21 protein-coding genes are annotated in these 23,523 nt (G+C 60.5%); 15 read left to right on the top strand and 6 right to left on the bottom strand.

Annotated features, from left to right (window positions below; all coding sequences use genetic code 11):
• Positions 1-120: 120 nt before the first annotated feature.
• On the bottom strand, positions 121-1,629 hold the full coding sequence (locus AC10V3_RS25290) for an aldehyde dehydrogenase family protein (RefSeq protein ID WP_490924139.1): 1,509 nt from the start codon (positions 1,627-1,629) through the stop codon (positions 121-123).
• 60 nt (positions 1,630-1,689) lie between these two features.
• Positions 1,690-2,661, bottom strand: a complete 972-nt coding sequence (locus tag AC10V3_RS25295; protein WP_490924140.1) for a Bug family tripartite tricarboxylate transporter substrate binding protein — start codon at positions 2,659-2,661, stop codon at positions 1,690-1,692.
• A 398-nt stretch (positions 2,662-3,059) separates the two neighbouring features.
• On the opposite strand from AC10V3_RS25295, the gene AC10V3_RS25300 reads away from it, so the two are divergent.
• The 15 genes from AC10V3_RS25300 to AC10V3_RS25370 all read left to right on the top strand — a co-directional run bounded on the left by AC10V3_RS25300 (position 3,060) and on the right by AC10V3_RS25370 (position 20,273).
• Positions 3,060-4,148, top strand: a complete 1,089-nt coding sequence (locus AC10V3_RS25300; RefSeq protein ID WP_490924141.1) for a porin — start codon at positions 3,060-3,062, stop codon at positions 4,146-4,148.
• 862 nt (positions 4,149-5,010) lie between these two features.
• The gene (locus tag AC10V3_RS25305; RefSeq protein ID WP_490924142.1) at positions 5,011-6,030 is read left to right on the top strand and encodes an Ldh family oxidoreductase; all 1,020 of its coding nucleotides are present in this window, start codon (positions 5,011-5,013) and stop codon (positions 6,028-6,030) included.
• Between the two features lie 171 nt (positions 6,031-6,201).
• On the top strand, positions 6,202-7,986 hold the full coding sequence (locus tag AC10V3_RS25310; protein ID WP_490924143.1) for a flavin-containing monooxygenase: 1,785 nt from the start codon (positions 6,202-6,204) through the stop codon (positions 7,984-7,986).
• Between the two features lie 14 nt (positions 7,987-8,000).
• Positions 8,001-8,828 (top strand): SDR family NAD(P)-dependent oxidoreductase, encoded by an 828-nt coding sequence (locus AC10V3_RS25315; protein ID WP_490924144.1) that lies wholly within the window; start codon positions 8,001-8,003, stop codon positions 8,826-8,828.
• A 74-nt stretch (positions 8,829-8,902) separates the two neighbouring features.
• Complete coding sequence (locus tag AC10V3_RS25320) at positions 8,903-9,775, top strand: beta-keto acid cleavage family enzyme (RefSeq protein WP_490924145.1); 873 nt, start codon at positions 8,903-8,905, stop codon at positions 9,773-9,775.
• A 23-nt stretch (positions 9,776-9,798) separates the two neighbouring features.
• Positions 9,799-10,380, top strand: a complete 582-nt coding sequence (locus AC10V3_RS25325) for a carboxymuconolactone decarboxylase family protein (RefSeq protein ID WP_490924146.1) — start codon at positions 9,799-9,801, stop codon at positions 10,378-10,380.
• Positions 10,377-11,480, top strand: coding sequence for an amidohydrolase family protein (locus tag AC10V3_RS25330; protein WP_490924147.1), 1,104 nt, complete (start codon positions 10,377-10,379; stop codon positions 11,478-11,480). Before AC10V3_RS25325 ends, AC10V3_RS25330 begins: the two co-directional genes overlap by 4 nt.
• Before the next feature lie 12 nt (positions 11,481-11,492).
• Positions 11,493-12,458: a Bug family tripartite tricarboxylate transporter substrate binding protein gene (locus tag AC10V3_RS25335; protein ID WP_490924148.1), complete on the top strand. Its 966-nt coding sequence runs from the start codon at positions 11,493-11,495 to the stop codon at positions 12,456-12,458.
• A gap of 62 nt (positions 12,459-12,520) precedes the next feature.
• Positions 12,521-13,318, top strand: coding sequence for an SDR family NAD(P)-dependent oxidoreductase (locus AC10V3_RS25340; protein WP_490924149.1), 798 nt, complete (start codon positions 12,521-12,523; stop codon positions 13,316-13,318).
• A 150-nt stretch (positions 13,319-13,468) separates the two neighbouring features.
• Positions 13,469-14,632 (top strand): acyl-CoA dehydrogenase family protein, encoded by a 1,164-nt coding sequence (locus AC10V3_RS25345; RefSeq protein WP_490924150.1) that lies wholly within the window; start codon positions 13,469-13,471, stop codon positions 14,630-14,632.
• A 15-nt stretch (positions 14,633-14,647) separates the two neighbouring features.
• Positions 14,648-15,436 (top strand): enoyl-CoA hydratase/isomerase family protein, encoded by a 789-nt coding sequence (locus AC10V3_RS25350; RefSeq protein WP_490924151.1) that lies wholly within the window; start codon positions 14,648-14,650, stop codon positions 15,434-15,436.
• Positions 15,433-16,347 (top strand): hydroxymethylglutaryl-CoA lyase, encoded by a 915-nt coding sequence (locus tag AC10V3_RS25355; RefSeq protein WP_490924152.1) that lies wholly within the window; start codon positions 15,433-15,435, stop codon positions 16,345-16,347. Before AC10V3_RS25350 ends, AC10V3_RS25355 begins: the two co-directional genes overlap by 4 nt.
• A gap of 58 nt (positions 16,348-16,405) precedes the next feature.
• Entirely contained in the window at positions 16,406-16,807 is a 402-nt protein-coding gene (locus AC10V3_RS25360) for a cupin domain-containing protein (RefSeq protein ID WP_490924153.1), read from the top strand.
• A 1,818-nt stretch (positions 16,808-18,625) separates the two neighbouring features.
• A complete protein-coding gene (locus tag AC10V3_RS25365) occupies positions 18,626-19,090 on the top strand; it encodes a restriction endonuclease (protein WP_490924154.1) in 465 nt (154 codons plus the stop codon).
• A 643-nt stretch (positions 19,091-19,733) separates the two neighbouring features.
• The gene (locus AC10V3_RS25370) at positions 19,734-20,273 is read left to right on the top strand and encodes a hypothetical protein (RefSeq protein ID WP_414223120.1); all 540 of its coding nucleotides are present in this window, start codon (positions 19,734-19,736) and stop codon (positions 20,271-20,273) included.
• Between the two features lie 133 nt (positions 20,274-20,406).
• Here AC10V3_RS25370 and AC10V3_RS25375 read toward each other — a convergent pair whose 3' ends face one another.
• The 4 genes from AC10V3_RS25375 to AC10V3_RS25390 all read right to left on the bottom strand — a co-directional run bounded on the left by AC10V3_RS25375 (position 20,407) and on the right by AC10V3_RS25390 (position 22,403).
• Positions 20,407-20,658: a DUF5676 family membrane protein gene (locus AC10V3_RS25375; RefSeq protein WP_490924155.1), complete on the bottom strand. Its 252-nt coding sequence runs from the start codon at positions 20,656-20,658 to the stop codon at positions 20,407-20,409.
• 29 nt (positions 20,659-20,687) lie between these two features.
• On the bottom strand, positions 20,688-21,353 hold the full coding sequence (locus AC10V3_RS25380; RefSeq protein WP_414223118.1) for a methyltransferase family protein: 666 nt from the start codon (positions 21,351-21,353) through the stop codon (positions 20,688-20,690).
• Positions 21,353-21,628, bottom strand: coding sequence for a DUF2933 domain-containing protein (locus AC10V3_RS25385; RefSeq protein ID WP_490924156.1), 276 nt, complete (start codon positions 21,626-21,628; stop codon positions 21,353-21,355). Before AC10V3_RS25385 ends, AC10V3_RS25380 begins: the two co-directional genes overlap by 1 nt.
• Before the next feature lie 559 nt (positions 21,629-22,187).
• Positions 22,188-22,403 (bottom strand): hypothetical protein, encoded by a 216-nt coding sequence (locus tag AC10V3_RS25390; protein WP_490924157.1) that lies wholly within the window; start codon positions 22,401-22,403, stop codon positions 22,188-22,190.
• Between the last annotated feature and the right edge of the window lie 1,120 nt (positions 22,404-23,523).

Below are 23,523 nucleotides of genomic sequence, written 5' to 3' on the forward strand. Positions count from 1 at the left end.
ATCACGATCCTTCCGGGATGAGGAAGGGCGCTTGTGCGCATCCGCGAACTGGAAAAGCGGCAGCAAGCACCATTGAGCCGGGCCATGCATGGAACACGTTAGCTGCATGCGCGGGGGACTTCACAAGCGGACCAGCACGGCTTTCGTCTGCGTGTAGGCATCGATAGACTCGACGCCGAACTCACGTCCGAGACCGGACTGCTTATATCCGCCGAATGCCATCACCGGGTCGGCCTCCCCATAGGTATTGATCCATATTCGCCCTGCCTTCAGCCGGCGTGCGATGGTGTGTGCGCGGCTGATGTCACGGGTCCACACGGCGGCCGCCAGGCCATATTGCGTGTCGTTGCCCTGGAACACCGCGTCGTCCTCGTCTTTGAACGGGATAATGCATAAGACAGGACCGAAGATTTCCTCTTGCGCAATACGCATCGCATTGGAGACCCCGCTGAAGACCGTCGGCCCCACGAAGTGCCCAACCTTGCCGATGCGGGATCCGCCCAGACGCAGAGTCGCGCCCGCCGATTTCCCGCACTCGACATAGCTGAGAACGCGGTCGAGCTGCCGCGCTGATATCAGTGGCCCAAGCTTGGTGTCGGGTTCGAACGGCGAGCCAACTTTGTAGGTTGCGGCGATTCCTGCGATGCGCTCACTGATTTCGTCATGCAAGCTTTCGTGGACAAACAAGCGGGTGCCGGCCGAACACACCTGCCCCGAGTTGCCGCAGAAGCTCTTGACAGCGGCATGCAATGCCTTCTCGATGTCCGCATCGGGAAATATGATGTTGGGCGACTTGCCGCCAAGCTCCAGCGTCACCTTCTTCAGGTTCGAGATCGAGGCCTCGAGAACTTGCTTGCCGACGGCAGTCGATCCGGTGAACGCGATCTTGTCGATCCCGGGATGTGCGGCAATTGCCGTGCCGGCGCCAGGCCCAAAGCCGGGAAGGACATTCAGCACGCCGGGTGGCAGGTCCGTTTCCAGGATTAGCTCGGCCAGCCGAATTGTCGACAAGGGCGCCTGCTCGGCAGGCTTCAGGATCACGGTATTACCGCATGCCAGCGCGGTGGAAATCTTGATCGCGGCCATCATCAGCGGGACATTCCAGGCATTGATCTGCCCGCAAACGCCAAGCGGCTCCCGCACGGTGAACATGAATGCCGACGAGTCTGTCGGATTGGTGGTGCCAAAGATCTTCGACGGCCATCCGGCGTAGTAGCGGAATACCTCGCCGGCGGCAGTCGCGCTGGCGGAGCTGTACCAAAGCGGCATGCCATTGTCCAGCGACTCCAGCGCAGCCAACTCGTCAGCGTGCCGGTCGATCATGTCGGCTATTTTTAATAGCGCCCTCGTCCGCGCATGCGGCGTCATGCCAGACCAGGACGATGCTTCAAATCCTCGGCGTGCCGCCTCTACCGCGGCCTCCACGTCGGGGGCATCCGCCTCGGCGACACTTGTCAATCGTTGTTCGGTAGACGGATCGAATGTATCGAACGTTCTCCCGGACTTCGCGTCGACCCACTGGCCGCCGATTAGCAGCTTCTTGGGCCCCGCGCTCACCCAGTCGAGCGCGTACCGGTGTCCTTCATGCACAGGCGCGGCGTTGTTTGCGGGTGAAGCCACTATAGGCATCGGAACTCCTTTGGTTTAGCCACCGCGAGCCGTACACACCAACGGAACCCGCATTGGCTCTCATGCTGTGCGCCCAAGCTGAACCAGGCGCTTCCATTTGGCGGCTTCGCTCGGCATGTCTTCCTTCAGGGCTTTGTGACCGACCGCGTCGAGCATCATGACTTGGGCCGCACAGAATCCCTTGAACAGCGGCGTTTGTGCGATGCGAAGAATCTCATCAGAAAGGATTTGCACAATGTGCGGTGGCGTCTTGGCGGGGACCATGAAGTCGAACCATGACGAGAGCTCGAATCCGGCTATGCCAGCTTCCGCCACAGTGGGTACGTCCGGCAGTACATCTGTGCGCGCGGAGCCAGTCACCGCCAGGGCGCGCAGCGTGCCCGCCTGGATCATCGGAAGCACACCGGCAGTACCCTGACAAGAGAAGGAAACTCGCCCTGCGGCGACGTCGGTCACCGATGCGGCGGATTCCTTGTACCCGATCGATTGCGCCTTCGTTTTGCTCATGTGATTCAGCAATACCGCACAAAGCCCACCGGAGCTGCCAGGCCCAACCGACGAATAGGTCAAGACCCCAGGCTTGCTTTTCATCGCCTCGATCAGGCCGGGCAGGTTTCGGTACGGCGAGCTTTCGGCAACTACGACGACCAGCGGTACACGCGCCACCCGCGCGACAGGCACAAGATCTCTCAGCGGATCGTAGGGCGAAGGCGTTTCAGACAAAAGCGGCGTCAGGTACAACGGGATGCCGGCCAGCACCATCGTATAGCCGTCGGCGGGCGACTTGGCGACAGCGGTGAAGCCCATCAAGCCACCGGCGCCGGGCTTGTTGTCGACCACGAATGGCGTGCCGAAGCGTTTCGACAAGTGGTCCGAAAAGAACCGTGCCGCAATGTCGACAGCCGTACCGGCAGACGCGGCTACGACTGTCTTGATCGGCTTCGATGGGTATTGCTGGGGGAATGCCGGGCGCATGCCAACTAGCGGCAATGACGCAACCGCCCCGAGCATCTGTCGTCTTGTGGGGGCCATGCATTGTCTCCGTGCTGGGGGACTTCGCGACTCTTCGTTCGCATACGTCCTGTTGTCTGAGCCAATCTAGGTGTCGGAACGGCTCCCTGCAATTTCTGCGTGTGGCAAGGTCCTTGGCGCTGAGTGGCAAGCCGAGGGCAGGACCGCTTGCAGTAGGAGAAGCGCCGATGTGCACGGCACACAGGTTCAACCGACCTGGATGCACCCGCAATCTTTGCACCGGCCGCAAGGGTCCTTGCCGCTTAAGCCTGTATGCCGACCATCTCCCCATCCCTAGAATCCGGCGCTGAGATTGGGGGCGTCAGTACATTTCCTGTGCGGAAGACCCCCGTCGAGACAGAAGCCATGAACCAGATCCGTGCTGCGCGCACGAGATTGGCACCGAAACGGAGGAGACAATGAAGAAGGCGATTTACGTCGGCTTGCTGCTGAGCACATGGACCCAGCTGGCCGCCGCGCAGTCGTCGGTCACGCTGTATGGCGTTGCCGATGCCGGGGCCGAATACCTCACGCATGCCAATGCGGCAGGCGACAAGCTTTTCCGCATGACGTCCGGCAACGTGTCCGGCTCACGTTGGGGTCTGCGCGGGGTCGAAGATCTTGGTAGTGGGATCAAGGCCGTCTTCGCGCTGGAAAGCGGTTTTGATATTGATGCCGGCACGTCCAGTCACGGTGGCAGATTGTTCGGACGCCAGGCCTTCGTGGGTCTGGATAGCAATTGGGGACGGCTCAGCCTCGGACGGCAGCACAACGTGCTTTTCGATCTGTTGAGCAACTATGAACCGATGGTGTTGGCGGCGCGGTACTCCGCACTGATGGTGGATCCGAATTTTGTCGGCCGCTACGACAACACAATCAAATACACTGGAAAGTTCGGGCCGGTGACCGGGATAGCGCTGTATAGCTTCGCGAGAGGTACGTCGATCACTACCGGCGGTGCGACTTCGTTCGCCACGGAACAGGCAGCAGATGTCAGGAGCGACCGGGCCTTTAGTGCCGGCCTGGAATATGCGGCAGGCTCCTTTGGCGCCACCGCGATATACGACCAGCAGCAGGGAACGGCGGGCATTCCCGGCCAAGGCTCGGGACAGCGTGATCGGCGCATTGCCGCCGCCGGCAATGTCAGTTTCGGAAAATCGACATTGTTCGCCGGGTATCGGTGGCTCAGCGGCGATATCGGATCCACGGCAAGCGTGCCCACCCGCCGTAACGATCTCTACTGGCTGGGATATCGCTATCAGGTTGCACCAGCGCTCGCGCTGACGATGGCAGGGTACTACGTCAATGATCGCAAGTCCGGGAGGGATCCGTGGAGTGCGGTTGCGTCCGCCAACTACGCATTTTCCAAACGCACCGACGCATTCCTGACTGTGGGCTACGTGAAAAACAAGGACAACTCCAACCTCGGGTTGAACGGCTTCGGTGTTTCGGTCGCACCAGGGCAGAACCAGACGGGCATGATGATGAACCTCAGGCACAAGTTCTGAGCACATCCCGCAGCCCGGAGGCCTTCGCGGATCGTCGTCACTAACGATGGAAGCGCGGGCCGCGGCATTGAGGCTCACTGGGCGATGATGAGCGCATCTGACGAGGTCGATTGGGTATCGTGCGGACCTGCCCTGCTGCAATCCATGAGAATGCTTCTACAGGAAGAGAGTGCCCGGCCACTCCATGGCCCAGCAATGCGTCTCCAGTTGCAGTCCGACTCGCATATCAGCCTGTTCCGATTGTTCCCCGTGTTTCCGCTGACCCTTGTCGGTACGAATGGCAGGTCGCTTATCAGACGGAGGGGGTTCGAGCGCTCACTGCTCTCTGGGCAACGGATAGTCCTGGAGCCATTCGAGTTCTTCGAGCTACATCTAGATGGCAGTGCTTTTCAGCCGTCGCTATGCACGCTCGAAATCCAGGGTGACCGGACGCCGTCCGCCGATTCGCCCTTCTGGCACCAGTTATCACACAAGGTCTTCCTCAACCCAGAGCGGATGTGGAATGCCGAGCTCGCGGCGCTCGCGTTGCGCACGACTCCGTCAGGGGTGCGTCGAACCCTGTTTGCAGAAGGCGCGGCGCTCACCCACATATGTCGGACGCAACGACTGATGCGCGGACTATTCGATCTCTTGCAGGGTGCGACCGCTGTTCAAGCGCTCGCACATCGCCTTGGCTGGACGCGGGACAGGGATCTTGATTCGAGCTTCTACGACTGGTTCGGCCTCTCGTTGTGGTCCGTACCCCATCTCGCAGCAGACCGTTGGTCTGCCGCTTCCGGACCGGGGTGCGCACGCGCGCATCGTTGTAGTTCCTAGCGACCGCCAAGTGTTTCGTTTTGCGACTAATGCAGGAGATGACTTCATGAATCAAACGAGTTCCGAACGTCAAGACACTGTGCGCCTGTCGGTCAAGGAAGCCGACGACCTGGGCCGCAACGTGCTGATCAGGCTGGGCTACACACCCGATGAGGCTGGCATCATCGCCGATCACCTGGTCAGCAACGCCATCAGCGGCTATGCGTTCGCCGGCCTCCCGCGGATTCTTGCGATTGCCGACAGCCCTGAGCTGGCGGAACCACGAACCCCCATAACCGTCATCCATGAAACGCCGGTCTCCGCCTTGCTCGACGGTGGCAACAACGTTGGCTATTTGTCGGTCAATCGCGCAGCTGAGATCGCCATCATGAAGGTGCGTCAATCTGGCGTTGCAGTGGTCGGCGTCGCAAACAGCTGGTTTAGCGGCCGCAATGCCTACTACCTGGAAAAAATCGCGCGAGCCGGATTCGTGGGCATCCATACCGTCAGTAGTCCCGCCGTTGTGGTGCCGGTTGGTGCGAGGCGGCCGGCATTGGGAACCAACCCCATTGCGTTCGCGTTACCTGGTGAGGTTGACCCATTCATTTTTGACATGGGAACGGCCTCGACGATGTGGGGCGAAGTGCTGCTGAAAGCCTTTCTGGAAGAGGACTTTTCTGAAGCCTTGGGGGTCGATGCGGACGGTCGGTCGACCCGGCGCGCAAAGGATATGGTGCAGGGCGGAATCCTCCCGTTTGGCGGACATAAGGGCTATGGGTTGTCGATCGCGATCCAGGCGCTTGGTCTGCTTGCTGGCGCCAAAAGGCGGAGGGGACTCGTGGCCGACTTCGGATTCCTGTTCATTGCGTTCGATCCGGAGATTCTGATGCCAGCAGAGAAGTTCAAGGCGCAACTGGCCGAGCTTCTTGCGTTCATCAAGTCGCAGCCGCGCCAGGCGGGGGTCAATGAGATTCGCGTCCCGTCTGAGCGCGCCTTCCGGGAGAGGGAGCTGCGGCGGCAGGAGGGCGTCGAGCTATCGCGTGCCGTCTACGAGCGGCTTAACGCCATTCTGGCCGGAAAACAGTGACGTCCGGGGAGCAGGTCAGCAACGACTTAAAGGCGCGGCCCCGGTGCCGACCTTTGCTGTGAGAGCAAGGATCCTTGCCGCGGCGCTGCCTATGTCTGCACACCGTCGATTCTTAGAATACCTCCATCGATTGTCAGATGTTTATGTGCAAGGGTTCTGCAACCCAGGGGAATGATGATGGAAGAAGAACTGACCATGAGCCGGTCCCATTCTGGCTACACAGGCGACGCGGATCATGTGTCGCAATGGCTGAGCGAATTCGAGGCGGCGTTGCAGACCAGCGACCGCGACGTCTTGGCAACGCTCTTTGCCGAGGACTGCCATTGGCGTGATCTGCTGGCGTTCACCTGGAACATCACGCCTCACTCGGGCAGAACAGCGATTGTGGACCGGTTGATTGAGGTTCAGCCGCAGACGCGCGCGCGCAACTTCGGCCTCGCTTCCAACCGCACTCCGCCCCGTCGCGTCAAGCGCATCGGCACGGAAGTCATTGAAGCCATCTTCCGGTTCGAGACCGAGGACGGCGTTGGGCATGGCGTGGTTCGCCTGCTCGCGTCCCAGCCGAACAAGGCCTGGGTGCTAATGACTTCCCTCGATGAACTGAAGGGCCATGAGGAGCCGGTCTATGCGCGACGTCCCGGAGGCTCTGCCTATTCACGAAACTTCGGCGGCGAGAACTGGGCGGATCGACGGAAGCGTGAGCAGGCCTTCCACGACAGCGAGCCTACCGTCCTGATCGTCGGGGCGGGCCAGGCCGGATTGAGTGTGGCGGCGAGGCTGCGACTACTGGGAGTGGCCGCGCTGGTGGTGGACAAGTTGCCGCGCGTTGGCGATGTGTGGCGCGAGCGCTACCACTCTCTGGCGCTGCACAACCAACTTGCGCTCAACCACATGGCCTACATGCCGTTTCCGCCGAGCTGGCCAAAGTATCTTCCCAAGGACATGCTGGGGAACTGGCTGGAGACCTATGCGTGGGCAATGGAGTGCAATGTGTGGAGCGGCACTACGCTCCTCGAAGGCACTTACGACGAAGCTGGTGGCCATTGGCTTGCGCGTGTTCGCCGTTCAGACGGTGTTGAGCGTGTGCTGCGCCCAAAGCATCTCGTTTTCGCGAATGGCATCGTCGGTGCACCCAAGCCAGCCCGAGCACCTGGCCTCGAAGACTTCAAGGGCCAGGTGGTGCACACGCATGGATATCGCGATGGCGCCGCATGGAGGGGCAAGAAAGCGTTGGTGCTTGGCGCGGGGACCAGTGGCCACGACATTGCGCAGGACCTCCATGCCAATGGAGCCGACGTCAAGCTTATCCAGCGCGGCTCGATCACCGTCGTCAGCGTCAAGGCAGCGGGGATCAATCACGCACTGTATTACGACGAGGGATTGCCGCTAGAGGACTGTGACCTGATTGCCGCCTCTGGGACGTACCCGTTGCTCGTGCGCGGCTATCAGATGGCCGTCAAGCGCATGCTCGAGATTGACAAAGAACTGATTGCCGGCCTCGAAGCAAGAGGGATGAAGCTCGACATGGGCGAGGACGGCACAGGCCATCAGATGAAGCTGCGCCGGCGCTTCGGCGGCTACTACCTCAACTGTGGCTGTTCGGACCTGATTGTCAGCGGCGAAGTCGGCCTGCTGCAGTACGAGGACATCGAGCGATTTGTCGCAGACGGGGTGCTGATGAAGGACGGTCGGGTAGAGACGGCCGATCTGCTCATCACGGCTACCGGTTACCAGAATCAGCAGGAAGTCATCCGCGAGATCCTTGGCGAAGAGATCGCCGCGAAGGTGGGGCAGATCTGGGGGCTGGACGACGACGGGGAGCTGGCGAACATGTTCAAGCCCACTGCCCAGAATGGCTTGTGGTTCATGGGTGGCGGCTTCGCGCATGCACGTATCTATTCGCACTACGTTGCGATGCAGATCAAGGCGCGCGAAGCAGGCTTGATCGCTTCGTGACAAGGGAGCCCTGAATGCTTGATCTGACAGGTAAGGTGGCCTTCGTCACAGGAGCAGGCTCCATCGGCGAGGGATGGGGAAACGGAAAGGCGACCGCGGTTCTGATGGCGCGGCAGGGTGCACGGGTATTCGGGGTGGACCTGAATGAGCGCGCGCTTGCCGATACCACTGCGGAGATTGAGCGGGAGGGGCATCGAGACTGGGTGCCCCGGCCTTGCAACATGACCGATAGCGAGGCGGTGAAATCTGCCGTCGAGGCATGCCTCTGCCGCTTCGGCCGGATCGACATCCTCGTCAACAACGTTGGCGGTAGTGCCCCAGGGGACCCAGTCACGATGACCGAGGAGGTTTGGGACGCCCAGATGAATCTGAATCTTAAAACCGCCTTCCTCGGCTGCAAACACGTGTTGCCGGTGATGGAGCGACAGTTCGGCGCCGAAGGAGCAGGTGGAGCGATCGTCAACGTCGCCAGCATCGGCTGCCTTAGCTTCGCGGTCGGCGGTCGGGTGAATGCCGCGTATGCGGCTTCGAAGGCCGGTGTCATTGCATTCGCTCGCTCGACAGCCATTGCATATGTCAGGAAAGGGATTCGGGTGAATACGGTAGTACCGGGTGTCATGCATACGCCGCTTGTGGAACACCGATTGGTCAGCCAGCTCGGGGCAGCTGATGCGCAGCAACTCGTGGCCAGGCGACATGCCAGCGTGCCAATGGGACGCATGGGCGATGCCTGGGACGTCGCCAGCGCGGTGGTGTTTCTCGCCAGTGACGAGGCGCGCTACATCACGGCGACCGAACTCGTCGTGGATGGCGGGATGACTGCGGCACGGCCAGGAGCGTAAAGACCTGGTGGGTACGCCCGGCGGCCAAGAGCTGTCGCGCTATGCAACGAACGCAGAACAATGGAGACATCGGAATGAGCAGACCTGTGATCATATCCTGCGCCCTCACGGGCGGAGGCGATACCAGCGGCATCAGCCCGCACGTGCCAGTCACGCCTGAGCAGATTGCCAGCGAAGCATTGGCGGCCCGTGCCGCCGGCGCTGCGATCGTGCACATTCACGTGCGCGACCCTAACACCGGCAAGCCCAGCCGTGACCCAGCCCTCTATCGTGAGGTCGTCCGACTGATTCGCGCAGCAAACAGCGATGTGCTGATCAACCTGACGACGGGCGCGGGCGGTCGATATGTGCCCGACGCAGCCGACCCGAATCGAAATGCGATTGCGGGTATGGCCACCCCCGAAGACAGAATTGCCCATGTTCTCGAACTACGGCCGGATATCTGCAGCCTTGACGTCGGCACGTTGAACTTCAGCAGCTACGCATTCCTGAATCTGCCTGACCAGGTGGAGCGGATGGCATCCGCCATTCGGGAGGCTGGCGTTAAGCCAGAGCTTGAGGTCTTCGACCTCGGCCATGCCGCATTCGCGCGCCACCTGTACGACCGCGGCATCTTCGCCGACCCGCCCTGGCTTCAACTCTGCCTGGGCATTCCTTGGGGGGCACCGGCGACGACTGAGGCAATGCTGGCGCTGAAGCAACTGGTTCCGGCGGGCGGATGCTGGAGCGCCTTCGGCATCTCGCGGCAACAGTTCCCAATGGTCGCGCAGGCGGCAATTCTGGGCGGGCATGTGCGTGTGGGTCTTGAGGACAATCTGTATCTCTCCCGCGGGCAGCTCTCGCAAGGCAACGCACCCATGGTGGAGCGTGCCGCTAGGATCATCCGGGAACTCGACGCCGAGGTGGCGACGCCCGCGCAGGCGCGCGACATCCTCGGCATTAGTTGAGAACCGCACAGGAGAATTTGGCCATGCCACGATTGGATATGCCGCAAGAAGCGGAGCTGACCCCGGAACAGGCTGCCGTCTGCGCCGAAGCTGTCAGCGGGTTGCGCGGCAAGGTGCCTGCGCCAATGATTGCGTGGCTGCGCAACCCCGAGCTCGCGCGTAGGGGCCAGCGGTTGGGTGAACTGCTGCGCTTTCAGACAACCCTAGAGCCACATCTCACGGAACTGGCAATACTTGTCTGCGGCCGCCACTGGACTTCGCACCACGAATGGACGGCGCACAAGGCCATGGGGCTGAAGGCCGGTCTCGATCCGGAAGTGATTGCTGCCATCGCGGCGCACGTCACTCCCACATTCGACGATGAACGGCTGCGAACGGTCTATGACGTGTCTTCCGCGTTGCTGTCTACCGGCCGGGTGTCTTCCGCTCTCTATGCGCGCGGGGTGGAATGGCTTGGCGAGCGCGGTGTGGTCGAGTTGGTAGGTGTTCTAGGGTACTACTGCTTCGTATCCCTCACGCTGAACACGTTCGAACTCGGGATACCCGGAAGTGTCGCGCCCGAACTCAACGATCCAGCCTTCGCGCCGGCCGCAGAAACCCCATGAGCGCCGTAGCCGGGCTGCATAACCGCATTCGCCACGACTGGCTGGCGGCGCAACAGGAGCCACCCCTCGACCCTGGGCAACCGATCATCGACGCGCATCACCACCTCTACGATCGGCCCGGTGCGAGATACCTCCTGGAGGACATGCTGGCCGATTTGCGCGGGGGGCACGATGTACGCGCGACGGTATTCGTGCAGGCGCGCTCAATGCTGCGCGCTACCGGCCCGGAGGCAATGAAGCCCGTTGGCGAGACCGAATTCGCTAACGGTGTCGCTGCGATGTGCGCCAGCGGCGGCTATGGTGACGTTCGGTTGTGTGCCGGCATTGTCGGTTTCGCCGACCTCCGGCTCGGGGACGCGGTGCGGCCGGTACTTGATGCCCACATCGCCGCCGGCGGCGGCCCGCTATCGGCAGGTGGACGTTTTCGCGGCGTTCGCCATCCCGTCGCCTGGGACCCAGATCACGATCTGACGAACCCGGCGTATCCGTCCACCGAGGACATGCTGGAGACGTATGAATTTCGCAGGGGCTTCGCTCACCTTGCCGAGGCAGGCCTGAGCTTCGACGCCTGGCTATTCTTTCATCAGATTCCTCGTCTCACAGCTCTCGCGCGGGCCTTCCCCGAGACGCCGATCGTGCTTGATCACTGCGGTGGAATTCTCGGAATCGGGCGCTATGCCGGGCAACGCCAAGAGGTATACGCGCAGTGGGCGGCCTCCCTTCGGGAGCTCGCCACATGCCCCAACGTGATGGTCAAGCTTGGGGGGCTAGGCATGCGACTGTCGGGCTTTGACTTCGAGTCTGGCGTAAGTGCTCCCTCCTCCCACGAACTGGCTGACACCTGGAGGCCGTGGATAGAGACCTGCATTGATGCGTTCGGCACGAAGCGCTGCATGTTTGAAAGCAATTTCCCGGTGGACAAGGGCAGCTATGGCTATTGCGTGGGCTGGAACGCAATGAAGCGCATCGTGGCGGGCGCGAGCGCGGATGAGAAGGCTGACCTGTTCTGGCAAAGCGCCTCGCGCTTCTATCGCTTGCCACCGATGGGCGAAACACTGACGAGGAACAGTTCGTCCGCCTTAGGCATTCCACAACAATAGTATGTAGGAGACATGATGAGACGATTTCGCATTCTATGCCTGGCCTTGCTGATGGCAGGGGGGACGGCATCGGCCGACACTTATCCTGAGAAGTCGCGCCCGATCAAGATCGTCGTTCCTTTCGGGACTGGCAGTTCCACGGACAACATCGCGCGCGCCTTTGGGCGCGCCTTGGGCGAGCAAGCCGGAGTCACTGTGGTCGTGGAGAACAAGCCCGGCGCAGAGGGTGTCATCGGCGTACAGGCCGTCAAGAATGCGCCGCCAGACGGGTACACCATACTATTGGGTAATAGTTCGACGCATGTACTGAACGCACACGTATTGCCGAAACTTCCCTACGACCCTGCGGCAGATTTTGTACCGATCACCGGCGTTGCCAAATTCACGCTGGTCATGAATGCCGGCCCGTCGACATCGTTCAAGACCGCTCGGGAATTCATAGAAGGCGCGCGAAGCAATCCAGGCAAGTTCAGCTACGGAAGCGGTACCGCGTCGACGCGGCTGGCCATGGAGATGCTGGAGCACCTTGCTGGTGTGATGTTGCTGGCGGTTCCTTACAAGGCGTTGGGCGATGCGACCACGGCGCTTGCCGCTGGTGAGATCGACGTTGTGATGAACGATGCTGTGACAGCCGCTCCATATTACAAAACTGGTCGCGTTCGTCCGCTAGGGGTAACCGGGTCCGAGCGCATGACAGCCTTCCCGAAGGTGCCGACGCTTCGGGAGCAGGGCGTGGACGGCTACGAGCTGACCGGGTGGTTTGCCACCTATTTCCCAGCCAAGACGCCGCCGGACAGGGTCAAGGCAATGCGGGACATGCTCCGGAAGGCCGCGCGGACACAGTACGTCGCAGATGCACTGGCGGCTGCGTCATTTGAGCCGCTGGACATGGATGGTGCGCAATTGGCTGCGTTGCAGCACGCGGATATAGAAAAGTGGGGCAAGCTGCTGAGCGCCATGAAGGCAAAGTCGCGTTGACGCGCGAACGATGAATGGCTACGCGTTAGCCTGAAAACTGGCGCTTGAGTTGGAGAACTATCGTGGATGATGCTGGATCGAAGTTGAGTGTGATTATCGGGGGTGCCAACGGTATTGGTGCCGCATGTTGCCGATTGATGGCCAGCCGTGGATGGCGGGTTGTCGTGGCAGATCTTGACGCGAGCGCCGCAAAGTCACTCGCCAAAGAGATTGGCGGGTTCGGCTACGGCGTGGATATGCGTAGCCTTGATGCGGTCGAGCAGCTCGCAGCGGACATCGAGAGGGAGCATGGGCCCGTCTATGCGCTGGTCGTCGCGGCGGCCGCGTTTCAGGAGCGGTATTCCCCGGATGATTTTCCGATGGACGTGTGGCGGACGGTCATGCAGGTCAACGTCGAGGGAACCTTCAATTTGAACCGTGCCTTCGGCAAGCGAATGGTCCGCGAAAGGAAGGGGAGCATCGTCAATATCGCTTCGACCGTAGCGCATGGCTCCTCCCCGTTGCACGCTTATGGTCCGAGCAAGGCGGCAATTGTCAACCTTACGCGAGGGCTCGCCGGCCAGTGGGGCAGGGCGGGCGTACGCGTTAATTCCGTGTCCCCGGGCGCAACGCTGACTGCCAGGGTTGCCGCTCGAGCGCCGGGGCGTTATGCGGCTGATGTCAATGCACAGCTGGCGCTGGGGCGTCGTGTTGACCCCGCGGAAGTGGCCGAAGGCGTGGAGTTCCTGGCCTCGGACCGCGCATCGGCGATTACTGGCATCGACCTGTTGATCGACGCGGGCTGGCTGACCGCCAGCACATGGGGTCTCTATGGTGGCGTCCCCGTGGTCGAAAGTGAGACCGAAAGTCCCAACGAGTGACGAATGTCGGGTGGCTGACAGCTGCTCACGGCCAAGTGGGCCATTGTCGGGCCGAAATCCGGGGCCGATGCGAAGCAACCTAGAATGCCACGAACGTCCTCCGAGGACCGGCATCTACGACCCAAGAGAATACGCAACAAAGGACTTCCAATGAACTTCCGCCTTACACCAGACCAGGAACAGATTCGCGACGCCATCGAGAAGGTATGCGCTCCCTTCGACGCCGACTATTGGCTGGAGAAGGACCGTGCCGGTGGCTTCCCTGACGACTTCCATAGGGCGCTTGCGGAGTCTGGCTGGCTAGGCATCGCGATGCCGGAGGAGTATGGTGGCGCGGGCCTCGGTATCAGCGAGGCAGCATTGATGATGAGTACGATCTCGGAGACCGGCGCAGGCCTGTCGGGGGCATCCGCTGTCCACATGAACATTTTCGGCTTGCACCCGGTCGTTGTGTTCGGCACCGATGAACAGAAGCGGCGTTGGCTGCCTCCGCTGATCGAGGGGCGCGACCGCGCGTGCTTCGGTGTCACCGAGCCAAACAGCGGCTTGAATACGCTCAAGCTTCGCACGCGTGCCGTCCGCGAAGGCAACCACTATGTGGTGAATGGACAGAAAGTATGGATCAGCACCGCACAGGTGGCGAACAAGATTTTGCTCCTCGCGCGTACCACACCGGTTGAGGACTGCAAGGGAACCGAAGGCCTGAGCCTCTTCTATACGGATCTGGACCGGTCCACCATCGAAGTTCGGGAGATCGAGAAGCTTGGGCGCAAATGCGTGGACTCGAATCAGGTCTTCTTTGACGGCCTGCGCATTCCGGTGGAGGACCGGATCGGCGAGGAAGGGCAGGGATTCAAGTACATTCTGCACGGGCTCAATCCCGAGCGGATTCTGATCGCATCGGAAGCGGTTGGACTAGGGCGCGCCGCTTTGCGGCGCGCGGCCAACTACGCCAACGAGCGCGAAGTGTTTGGACGGCCCATCGGCAAAAATCAAGCCATTCAGCATCCATTGGCAAAGTCCTGGATGGAACTGGAAGCCGCTCACCTGATGGTGCAAAAGGCCGCCTGGCTGTATGACCAGCATCTGCCCTGCGGCGCCGAAGCGAACAGCGCGAAGTACCTCGCCGCCGAAGCCTGCTATGGCGCTTGCGAGAACGCGATCTTCACCCACGGCGGAATGGGCTATGCGAAGGAGTACCACGTCGAGCGCTATCTCCGCGAGGCCTGGATTCCTCGCCTAGCGCCGGTGAGCCCCCAGCTGATTCTCTGCTTCATCGCAGAGAAGGTCCTCGGATTGCCCAAGTCCTACTGAGCCGGGAGGGAGAAAATGGCCTACAGAAATCTCCAAGTCGAGCGGCAGGGCACAGTGGCGACGGTCTGGCTCAACCGGCCAGAGGTCCGAAACGCCCTGGACGAGGTCTTGATCGCCGAACTCACGCAGGTGTTTCGCGAACTGCAGGACGACGATGCCATTCGTGTGCTTGTGCTCGGGGGACACGGCACGGCATTCTGCGCGGGAGCGGACCTTCACTGGATGAAACGCATGGCGCAATACAGCCCCGAACAGAACCGGGAGGACGCCATGCGGCTGGCGGAAATGCTCAGAGTGATCCACCAGTCCGAAAAGCCCGTGATCGCCCGCGTACACGGCCCTGCCTTTGCTGGTGGTATGGGTCTTGCAGCGGCATGCGACATTGTGGTGGCGAGCCACGACGCGCAGTTTTGCCTGTCGGAGGTCCGCATCGGCCTTGTTCCAGCAACTATATCGCCTTATGTGGTCCAGGCTCTCGGGGTGCAGGCGGCCCGGCGTTACATGCTGACAGCCGAGCGACTCCCAGCGGATGAAGCCTTTCGGCTCGGCTTCGTTCACCAACTGGCCGAAGCCGGGGAAATCGACGAGGCGGTCGCCAGGATGGTCAGCGCGTTGGAGGCGGGTGGGCCGCAGGCCTTGGCACAGGCAAAGGCTCTGATGGACCGGGTGACCATGAGGCCGCTGGATGACGAACTGATGCAGGAAACGGCGGTGCGAATCGCGGATATTCGAGCCTCTAACGAAGGGCGCGAGGGCCTTTCGGCATTCCTTGAAAAGCGCAGGCCGGTGTGGGCAAGTGTATGAACGACGCGTTGATGTCCTCAGAAGCTGAAGTCAGACTGATCGAAGTGGGGCCGCGGGATGGACTGCAGAACGAGAAGCAGGTCGTTCCCACCGACGTCAAGCTTGATCTGATCCGCCGACTGTCCCAAGCGGGATTGACCTCCATCGAGGCGACTGCGTTTGTCTCGCCAAAATGGGTTCCGCAAATGGCCGATCACGCGGAAGTCCTGCAAAGCCTGATGGCAGACGACGAGGGGGTTGCCTATCCCGTGCTTGTACCGAACCTAAAGGGGTTCGAGGCTGCTATCGAATGCGGGGCGAAGAGCGTTGCAGTGTTCGCGGCTGCATCAGAACTCTTCTCGAAGCGGAACATCAACTGCTCCATCGCGGAGTCCCTCTCCCGATTCGAACCTGTGATGGAGGGCGCGGCCAGGCGCGGCATAAAGGTGCGCGGATACGTCTCCTGTGTAGCGGGCTGTCCTTATCAGGGGGAGGTGGATCCGAAAGCCGTCGCGGCGGTCGCCGGAATACTTCATCGCATGGGTTGTTATGAGATTTCGCTGGGCGATACGATCGGAAGCGGTACCCCCGAAAGCATCACCCGAATGCTGCAAGCGGTAGCCGAGCAGGTACCGATCTCGGCGCTGGCCGGCCATTATCACGATACGAGAGGAACGGCCCTGGCGAACATCCGTGCTTCCTTCCGGTTCGGCCTGCGGAGCTTCGATTCCTCCGTAGCCGGATTGGGCGGCTGCCCATATGCTGCCGGCGCTAGCGGAAACGTTGCAACCGAGCAAGTGGTGAGGATGTTCCACGAAATGGGCGTGAAGACTGGCGTCGATCTTGAGTCGCTTATCGCATGTTCCCAATGGATTTCGAACATATTGGGACGAAAGCCTGCCTTCGATGTGCCGCAGACCAACGCGTCGTAGCCATGAAGATCGACAAGGCTTCCCTGAACAATCTCTCTCACTTTTATTGGAGTCAAATATGGAGTTCTCGCACGTCAGGCCAGGCGACACCGCATTTAACGAAGGCGGCCTGAGGGACTTTTTCCTGTATCGCGATCTCGGCATCGCAAAAGCGACAGATGGAAAGGTCATTGCACAGATTGTTCGGGCCAACATGCCGCCTGAAGCCGGTACGGGCTGGCATGTTCATGGTGCCGATTTTCACATCGTCTATATGCTCAAAGGCTGGGCAAGGTTTATGTACGAGGATGCCGAGACCCTTGTCTCAGCGGGAGACTGCGTTCACCAACGTCCTGGTGTCCGGCATTTCCTTTTCGATTATTCGCCTGATATGGAGTACCTGGAGATCGTCGGGCCGGCGGACTTCACCAGCACTGGCGTACAGGGTCCATGTGAAGTGCCGCCACCAGGCAAGTGGTAGTGCGGGCAGAGTGACGAGGTGATTTGTGCCACTATGGATGCAATGTCCCATTGTGCGCAACCGGAGTGGGGCAGCTTCAGCTACTACAGCCGACGTTCTTCGGAGTCCGGCCTCTGCCCCATCCTGAAACTCGTGGCAATCACGCATAGCAGATGCTCCGTCTGCCGGATGAATGAATCGGGCTCCACCAAATCGGTCGCTTCAGAAAGCCTGCTACTGGCCGAAGCAGGGCGACCGATCTGATCGGGGTTCCTCTCCCGATTCCTTTGGAGCACCGCTCCGGCGGCCGGGGATTCGGGGTGAACGGGCGATTCTGCGCGTGGGCCTGGCAGTTGGAGCCCTTGAGTTGAAAGACCGATATTGGCTGCCGGTCTCGGTCGGATGCCCGCAGCGACACTGTGGCCGTCTCGGACCGACCCCTCACGACATCCTCACACTGTTCTGCGAACGACCGCAGTTCGAGTTAACTCGGTCATCCGACCCGCGCCTTCGCATGACTCAACCTGGCCGGGAAGCGACCTCCGTCAGCCGCTCGGTCGGCCCTTGCCGACTGGGCCAAGGCGCGGCGATAAGGTTCGATAACGTTGTGCTTACCGCACTCGTCCGAAAGCAGTGGCCGCGCGATCCAACACGTTTAGCTGCCCTTCTGGATTTGAGGCGTAGTTTGTCACGACGATGGCTGGGCACCATCACCACCGGCGCTGGTCCCGCCCATCGGAAGCCACAAACAGCGTCTTACCGAATGACGGTTTCAAGCATCCTTGGCTCGCCAGGCGTCGCCGTGGGGAATCGGCCGGCATGGCATCTTTACCTTCGACTAAGGCAGGGATCACGATGACATGACAATGCTAGGGTGAAAGAAACAGCCCGCCGCCATCCGATCGGAAGTGAGAAAGAGCGTCCAGCAGCCAAGAGGAGGCGATTTTTGGCGCCCTGATTTTTGAACCAAATTCACTTCCTTCCCCCGCTGTCCCCACCGGCGGGCTGTACTGACAAGGTTACGTGGTTGAAACAAGTTACGGTATGAGCCCTATGGCGTATTCGGAAAGGATGGCCTCGACGATGTGGCGGACGCAAAGTAACGACTGGGTCATATTTACTCCGGAAAAATGAGGGTGATCTTTGCCATCTTGCCGTTTTCGTCATCCAAAACGGATTACCCCCAAAGCGGGGAAGGGCCGCGCTGGTAGCTAGGAAACGGTGCCAGGGTGAAATTCTCGCATGTCGGTGCTCATCGCAGCGTTCAACCTGTTTTAGTACAGCTCCCAGCGAGACGTTGCACGACGCTCGACTGCGCCAGCAGCGACCCTGGTTCAGCGGCCCGCCGGCCTTTCCTCTTGTTACGTCGTGATGACAGCGCGTTCAGTCCCTGGGGCACCTGTGGCCACTGCCGCCTTAGTGTTTCCCCGATTGTCTTATCAATTGGATGCACTGATAATCGCGCCCTTCCCAGCGATATTCGCGTCGAGTCCATTGTTGACGGGCATTTCCGTGTTAAGCCAGTCGTTAGCCTGGGTTCCCGCCGCCATGTTCGGTTTCCTGGGTGTTCTGTCATACATCCGTGCGCGGGGTAGAGCGGGGGGCAGGCAGCAAGAAATCCCAATAAGGGCTCGGCGCTCTCGCACGAGCCGACCGTCGTCGCCACCCATGTCACCCCGGTACTCTGGTGAAGCCGACGAGTCAAAGGCGGACGTTAGCCCGCCGGCGCGGACAGCCCCCGTACCTGAGGAGCCAGAAATCAACAGCTGGACGCTAGATGCCCTCAAGCAGCTAGAGTGGAAGCGATTTGAGCTGCTTTGTGTTGGGTACTACGAGGCGATGGGGTTCATGGTCAAGACCGTCCCCCATGGTCCCGATGGCGGCATCGATGCTACCTTGTACAAGGCAGGCCTGGATGTGCCTGTGGCCGTGGTCCAATGCAAAGCATGGAGTAAACCGGTGAAGGTGGAACAGGTCCGCGCGCTTGCCGGTGTCATGCACGAACACAAGGTGCGTAGGGGCGTTTTCTGGTCGTTGTCTGGCTATGTCGGCCGGCCGGTTAATGAGTCGGCTGAGCGTGCTGGCATTCAATTGCTTGATGGTGCGGGCATCGTCGAGCGGATTCGCGCACTCGATCAGTACAAGCAAGCGACGTTGCTGAAGCAGGCGTTTCGGGGCGACTACCGGACGCCGACATGCGCGGCCTGCGGAATCAAGATGGTTGAGCGGAAAGGGCCAGCCGGCGCATTCTGGGGTTGCCAAAACTATCCTGGTTGCAAGGTCAGACTCTCCCGCAACGTCTAGGAACCGGCTCGATCAATCATCGCCGCCGCGCTCTCAGTCAACAAGGTCACCCCCCGGGGAAGGGTGACTTTCCGGCAGGCTCGAGCGCCGATTTTCTGCCTTGATACCGACACGGTGCTTTAGGTTTCGAGGTATGTCTCATGAACGGTCTGCGGCATCGCCAGAGCCTGGTCTTCATCACTGGAGAGGCGGAGCAACGCGAACGCCGGCAAGGACCTGCCGCCTCTATCCGGTCGGCTGTTCCCAACCCTCCACGGACATTCCCCACCTTTTAGTTGAATGGCCGGTTTGGCCCGAGAAGCGGCCGGCCACATGCGCAAGTCTGGACTTCAGTTGCCGCCTTCACGGAAATCCGAGCGTGGCAGCGTGAGCATCCGCTGCCGGCATGGAAAAAAACTGCAAGCGAAGCGAACGGCTTAGCTTCCCAGTCTCGCCAAATCGTCACCAGCACCGAATCCGGACCTATCTGCCACGTCTTTGGGGTCGGTGACAAGCTACGTTTTGAATGCGAGATGGCTATTGGTGAGAGCCGACGTGACTAAGAGCGGAAAGGATCAAGCTGCGTTGACCCTCGTCAACGTGGAGGCGCGATCGCGACGTATAGTCGGTATGGAGACCTTCTTGCCCACACCAGGAGCGCCACATGCCCGCCATTCGTCGTCTTTCCGTAGTTGTATCCGCTATCGCTTGGGCGCCGGCGGCCTTCGCCGCTGCCGGCACTCCCGCCGCCGAGCACGATCACAGTCATTCCAATGCACCGGCCACTGCCTCTCAGCCTGCTACTGTCCCTTCAGCCGCCACGACACCGGCGAAAGGAAGTAACGCTCAGCGCGACGCGCAAGTCGCGCATTTGCGTGCAATTCGGGAACGACTGTCACGGGCCACCACCGCTGAAGAAAGGCAATCCCTAATGGCCGAACGCCAGAAGGTCCTGAGTGAGGCGATGGCCTCAATGCAAAAGGACATGATGGGCATGACGCGCCTGGCGCGCCAGCCTTCAGCAAGCACGGGAACCGCTGATCCAATGCAGGTGTGCCGGGACATGATGGGCCAGCACATGGATTTGATGCAGGAGATGATGCATTCCATGGACGGCTCGGGCACGAGTGGCATGGGGCCCAGCATGATGAGACACGGAATGATGGGCGGAGGGGACACCGCAGGCACTTCTCCACACAAGTGACTGCTGTACACTGTTTGCCAAGCTGCATATGTCAACAAATGGGCCCCAAGTTGGGCCCATGTCGCGACCAAAGCCCTCCGGAAAATCGACCGCCGCAGCAAGCCCCCCCGGCTATTCTTTGCCTCCGGCCGCATCATAGAGCCAGGCAAAGAACGCGCCCGCCGCAAAGAACCAGAGCGCAAAGATGATGCCGGGATGTCCAGGCTGAGATGGAGTTACCGGTTTCAAGCTTACGAAAGTCGAGTCCGTGAAAGAGCGCGTTCATAAAGTTCAAGAAAGGCTCGGGGAACGTTAGCCACAACACGGTACACACTGCGTAAAAGAGCACGACTGTGGCCGAGAGTGTAAAACCAGCTTTCAAGGGTTTCATGGCGCTCTCCTCCATTCAGAGAACTGCAGAATTCGGCGATCAGATCAATGTGGATGCGGCGCGGATCTATCGCGCGGCACGAAGTGGGGAAGAAACGCAGGTGTCCGTTTGCGGTAGCTCTCATACTCCTGGCCGAACTCCCTAAGTGCCTCGCGCTCCTCGGCTTTCGCAAGACGCACGTACATCCACACCAGCACCGGAAACATTGCCAGGGTCAGGATGGTGGGCCATTGCAGCAGGAAGCCCAGCATGATGAGGGCAAAGCCAACATACTGGGGATGCCGCATACGCGCATATAACCCGGTGGTCGCCAGTTCATGCCGCTGCTGGGCTTGGTAGAGAACCCGCCATGCTGCCGACAACATGAGGAACCCGCCGAAGATCATGATATTGCTGGCAATGTGGAATGGCCCCCAATGTGGGTTCCCGCGCCAGCCAAAGATCATTTCAGGAAGGTGCCCCGCATCATGCGTCAGGAAATCGATGCCGGGAACGCGCGCGGACAGCCATGGAAGCAGAAGATATATGCTCAGCGGGATACCGTACATCTCGGTGAACAACGCCACAATGAAGCCCGAGAACGCGCCAAAGGAACGCCAATCGCGCGACGTCTTCGGCTTGGTGAAGCTGAATGCGAAGATGATAAAGATTGCGGAATTGATGAAAACCAAAGACCAGAGGCCGTAGCCATATTGCGCTTCATGATTCATCACTGCTCTCCCTTAACATCCTTCCCGTCGTGGGTGCCTTCGCTGCCTCGATCGTGACCACGGCCGTGGCCGTGATGCATGAAAAGATGCATCAACGGACATGAAGCAAGGAGCAGGAAGGACAGGAAGGGCAGGAACTGAATGACATGCGCCCGATGCTCCGTCCAGAGGAAATAGGCGATCACCACCAGGAACCCGATCGTCACCAACTTTGACCGGTAAATCTTTCTCCCGATCTCTGCCACAGGGGTGCGGTCGCCGTGTTCGCTATTCATACGAATCTCCGATCAATCGTTAAGCACTGCCCCAACTTACTTGCAGATCGGCAGCTCTGCCGATGCTCCCGATATGCATCAGGCGCAGGGCCTCAACGCTTCTCTTTAGGATTGATTTCGTTCCCAATGGCCCGCCGTGCATGCGGAGCGACCTCGATACCGCACACTGGATCACGCGCGCGGCCCGAGCCAGACATGGCGGGCTTGAAAACCACTCCGGAGTGGACATCATCGACGTCTTGATTGCGCCCGAGCTTCGTAACCATCCCACATCGCTGCGATCCACCCTTTGGAGTATTGGCGAAGGGTTGCCAATCGGCTTGACCTACATCAAGCTAGCTGCAGGGCGCAGTGCGGCTAAGGGCGAGCGCTGCAAATTGCGAGCGAGGGACCACCTTGACAGGGGATTCGAATGTGCTCGGACGGCGGCTTCCCGCACATCCAAGCCGGAATGGGATTGGCGAAAAAGTCTCGGCCGCTCGCATTCTGCTCAGCGAACGACCGAAGTTCGGGTTGAAGCCCGCGGACGGCCTGCGACGCGTCGGGGCAGACCGGCCTGTTACTTAGGCTGCGCCATCATTTCGCGGCATGCCTTCATCATTGCCGCGTGGTCCTCCATCATCATCGGCTGGTGAGGTGTTGCTTTTTGCGCTTGGGCTTGGGCTTGCTTCGCGGCGCGCGCCTTTTCAATCACACTCCAGTCGGGGCCAGCTATGGCCGCGAGGGATACGGCCGCGGTCACCGCGCCGGCCATAGTGAGCAAGATCGTCTTCATGATATTCCCCGTTGACTGCGAGCAGCATGGTGCTGTCGATGCCGGAAACGGCGGGCGGCAGTCGCTGCTGCTGTTGCCGGACAGGCGCTGCAAGGCGTTGGCGCGTAAGCGCACGCCATGGACCAGCGCTGCCCGCGTTCGGATACCTCAGGAGACTATCGCCTGAGGTGGCCGCTCAAGGGGCGGCGACACAACGGAGAAGTAAGGGAGCTCCGGATGAGCGAACAGGATAGATTCCCAAAGGCTCTCAGCGCTCCCCGCCATTGCCGGCGTGACGGCGGCGGAGGCACAGGTTGCAGTGCACGACGTCGAGTGAACGGTGTTGCCGGACGGCGCGCCTGCGGCACAGAGGCCTGGCGTATCGCAGCCATCGCCAGTCCCCTCAACGTCGGTCTGGGCAGCGTACGCCTGAAGACCCGCCGCGCCGAACGTGCAGCAGCGCTCCGCAGACATGGCAAGGGTGCGCAACGGGAACGCCACAGCGAGCGTCACCAGCAGGATGACTCGCCAGAGTTGCTTCATTTGCTCACACCCTCGTGCCAGACGTACGACCTGAAGCAGGTGCCGTCTGTCCTTGCATGCCTTCAGTATAGGAGGCGCTTATCTGCGGGGCCGGGGCGCTATCCCACGCAGCGCAGCGGCTTGCGGGCGCGCAGCAGTGCGCCACCACAAGATACGCCTCGTCCAGTTGCCGGCTGTCTTGGTCCTGACCAGCCATGGCTTCGAGGGCGCTCAGGAGCAGATCGGCGACGACATATTGTTCTTGCTCGCATGCCCGCCTGAACACTGCAAGAACATCGTCAGTCAAGGTCTGTGTAGCGGCAGTCATGACGTTACCTCCGCGCGAGAACGTCCCGCTTCCTGGTTGAGGTTTCCTTTTCGACGGACGTTGTGGTCTGTCTACGCCAACTATGGACCTTCCCACAGGGGGAAGGTCAAGCAACGTCAACTGTTCCTCAGCGCGAATTCGACAGTCGGGCTTGACGCGCTTCGTGCCGTGGATGACATCGAAGACTCGACGGACAACTCTCGCTACAGCTTACCGGGATGTAAGGACTGCGTAAGGCCTTAGTGAGGGACGGCCTCATACCATTGGATTCAAGAGGTCAATGCCTCGAAA

It is taken from the genome of Cupriavidus sp. PB-02, assembly GCF_058252315.1.

What these genes read in the sequence shown, in the direction of transcription:
- AC10V3_RS25295 (WP_490924140.1), bottom strand. Translation starts at nt 2,661, where the DNA reads ATGGCCCCCACAAGACGACAGATGCTCGGGGCGGTTGCGTCATTGCCG.
- AC10V3_RS25385 (WP_490924156.1), bottom strand. Translation starts at nt 21,628, where the DNA reads ATGAATAGCGAACACGGCGACCGCACCCCTGTGGCAGAGATCGGGAGA.
- AC10V3_RS25335 (WP_490924148.1), top strand. Translation starts at nt 11,493, where the DNA reads ATGATGAGACGATTTCGCATTCTATGCCTGGCCTTGCTGATGGCAGGG.
- AC10V3_RS25330 (WP_490924147.1), top strand. Translation starts at nt 10,377, where the DNA reads ATGAGCGCCGTAGCCGGGCTGCATAACCGCATTCGCCACGACTGGCTG.
- AC10V3_RS25325 (WP_490924146.1), top strand. Translation starts at nt 9,799, where the DNA reads ATGCCACGATTGGATATGCCGCAAGAAGCGGAGCTGACCCCGGAACAG.
- AC10V3_RS25380 (WP_414223118.1), bottom strand. Translation starts at nt 21,353, where the DNA reads ATGAATCATGAAGCGCAATATGGCTACGGCCTCTGGTCTTTGGTTTTC.
- AC10V3_RS25390 (WP_490924157.1), bottom strand. Translation starts at nt 22,403, where the DNA reads ATGAAGACGATCTTGCTCACTATGGCCGGCGCGGTGACCGCGGCCGTA.
- AC10V3_RS25370 (WP_414223120.1), top strand. Translation starts at nt 19,734, where the DNA reads ATGCCCGCCATTCGTCGTCTTTCCGTAGTTGTATCCGCTATCGCTTGG.
- AC10V3_RS25360 (WP_490924153.1), top strand. Translation starts at nt 16,406, where the DNA reads ATGGAGTTCTCGCACGTCAGGCCAGGCGACACCGCATTTAACGAAGGC.
- AC10V3_RS25305 (WP_490924142.1), top strand. Translation starts at nt 5,011, where the DNA reads ATGAATCAAACGAGTTCCGAACGTCAAGACACTGTGCGCCTGTCGGTC.
- AC10V3_RS25315 (WP_490924144.1), top strand. Translation starts at nt 8,001, where the DNA reads ATGCTTGATCTGACAGGTAAGGTGGCCTTCGTCACAGGAGCAGGCTCC.
- AC10V3_RS25375 (WP_490924155.1), bottom strand. Translation starts at nt 20,658, where the DNA reads ATGGAGGAGAGCGCCATGAAACCCTTGAAAGCTGGTTTTACACTCTCG.
- AC10V3_RS25345 (WP_490924150.1), top strand. Translation starts at nt 13,469, where the DNA reads ATGAACTTCCGCCTTACACCAGACCAGGAACAGATTCGCGACGCCATC.
- AC10V3_RS25320 (WP_490924145.1), top strand. Translation starts at nt 8,903, where the DNA reads ATGAGCAGACCTGTGATCATATCCTGCGCCCTCACGGGCGGAGGCGAT.
- AC10V3_RS25350 (WP_490924151.1), top strand. Translation starts at nt 14,648, where the DNA reads ATGGCCTACAGAAATCTCCAAGTCGAGCGGCAGGGCACAGTGGCGACG.
- AC10V3_RS25355 (WP_490924152.1), top strand. Translation starts at nt 15,433, where the DNA reads ATGAACGACGCGTTGATGTCCTCAGAAGCTGAAGTCAGACTGATCGAA.
- AC10V3_RS25365 (WP_490924154.1), top strand. Translation starts at nt 18,626, where the DNA reads ATGGGGTTCATGGTCAAGACCGTCCCCCATGGTCCCGATGGCGGCATC.
- AC10V3_RS25310 (WP_490924143.1), top strand. Translation starts at nt 6,202, where the DNA reads ATGATGATGGAAGAAGAACTGACCATGAGCCGGTCCCATTCTGGCTAC.
- AC10V3_RS25290 (WP_490924139.1), bottom strand. Translation starts at nt 1,629, where the DNA reads ATGCCTATAGTGGCTTCACCCGCAAACAACGCCGCGCCTGTGCATGAA.
- AC10V3_RS25300 (WP_490924141.1), top strand. Translation starts at nt 3,060, where the DNA reads ATGAAGAAGGCGATTTACGTCGGCTTGCTGCTGAGCACATGGACCCAG.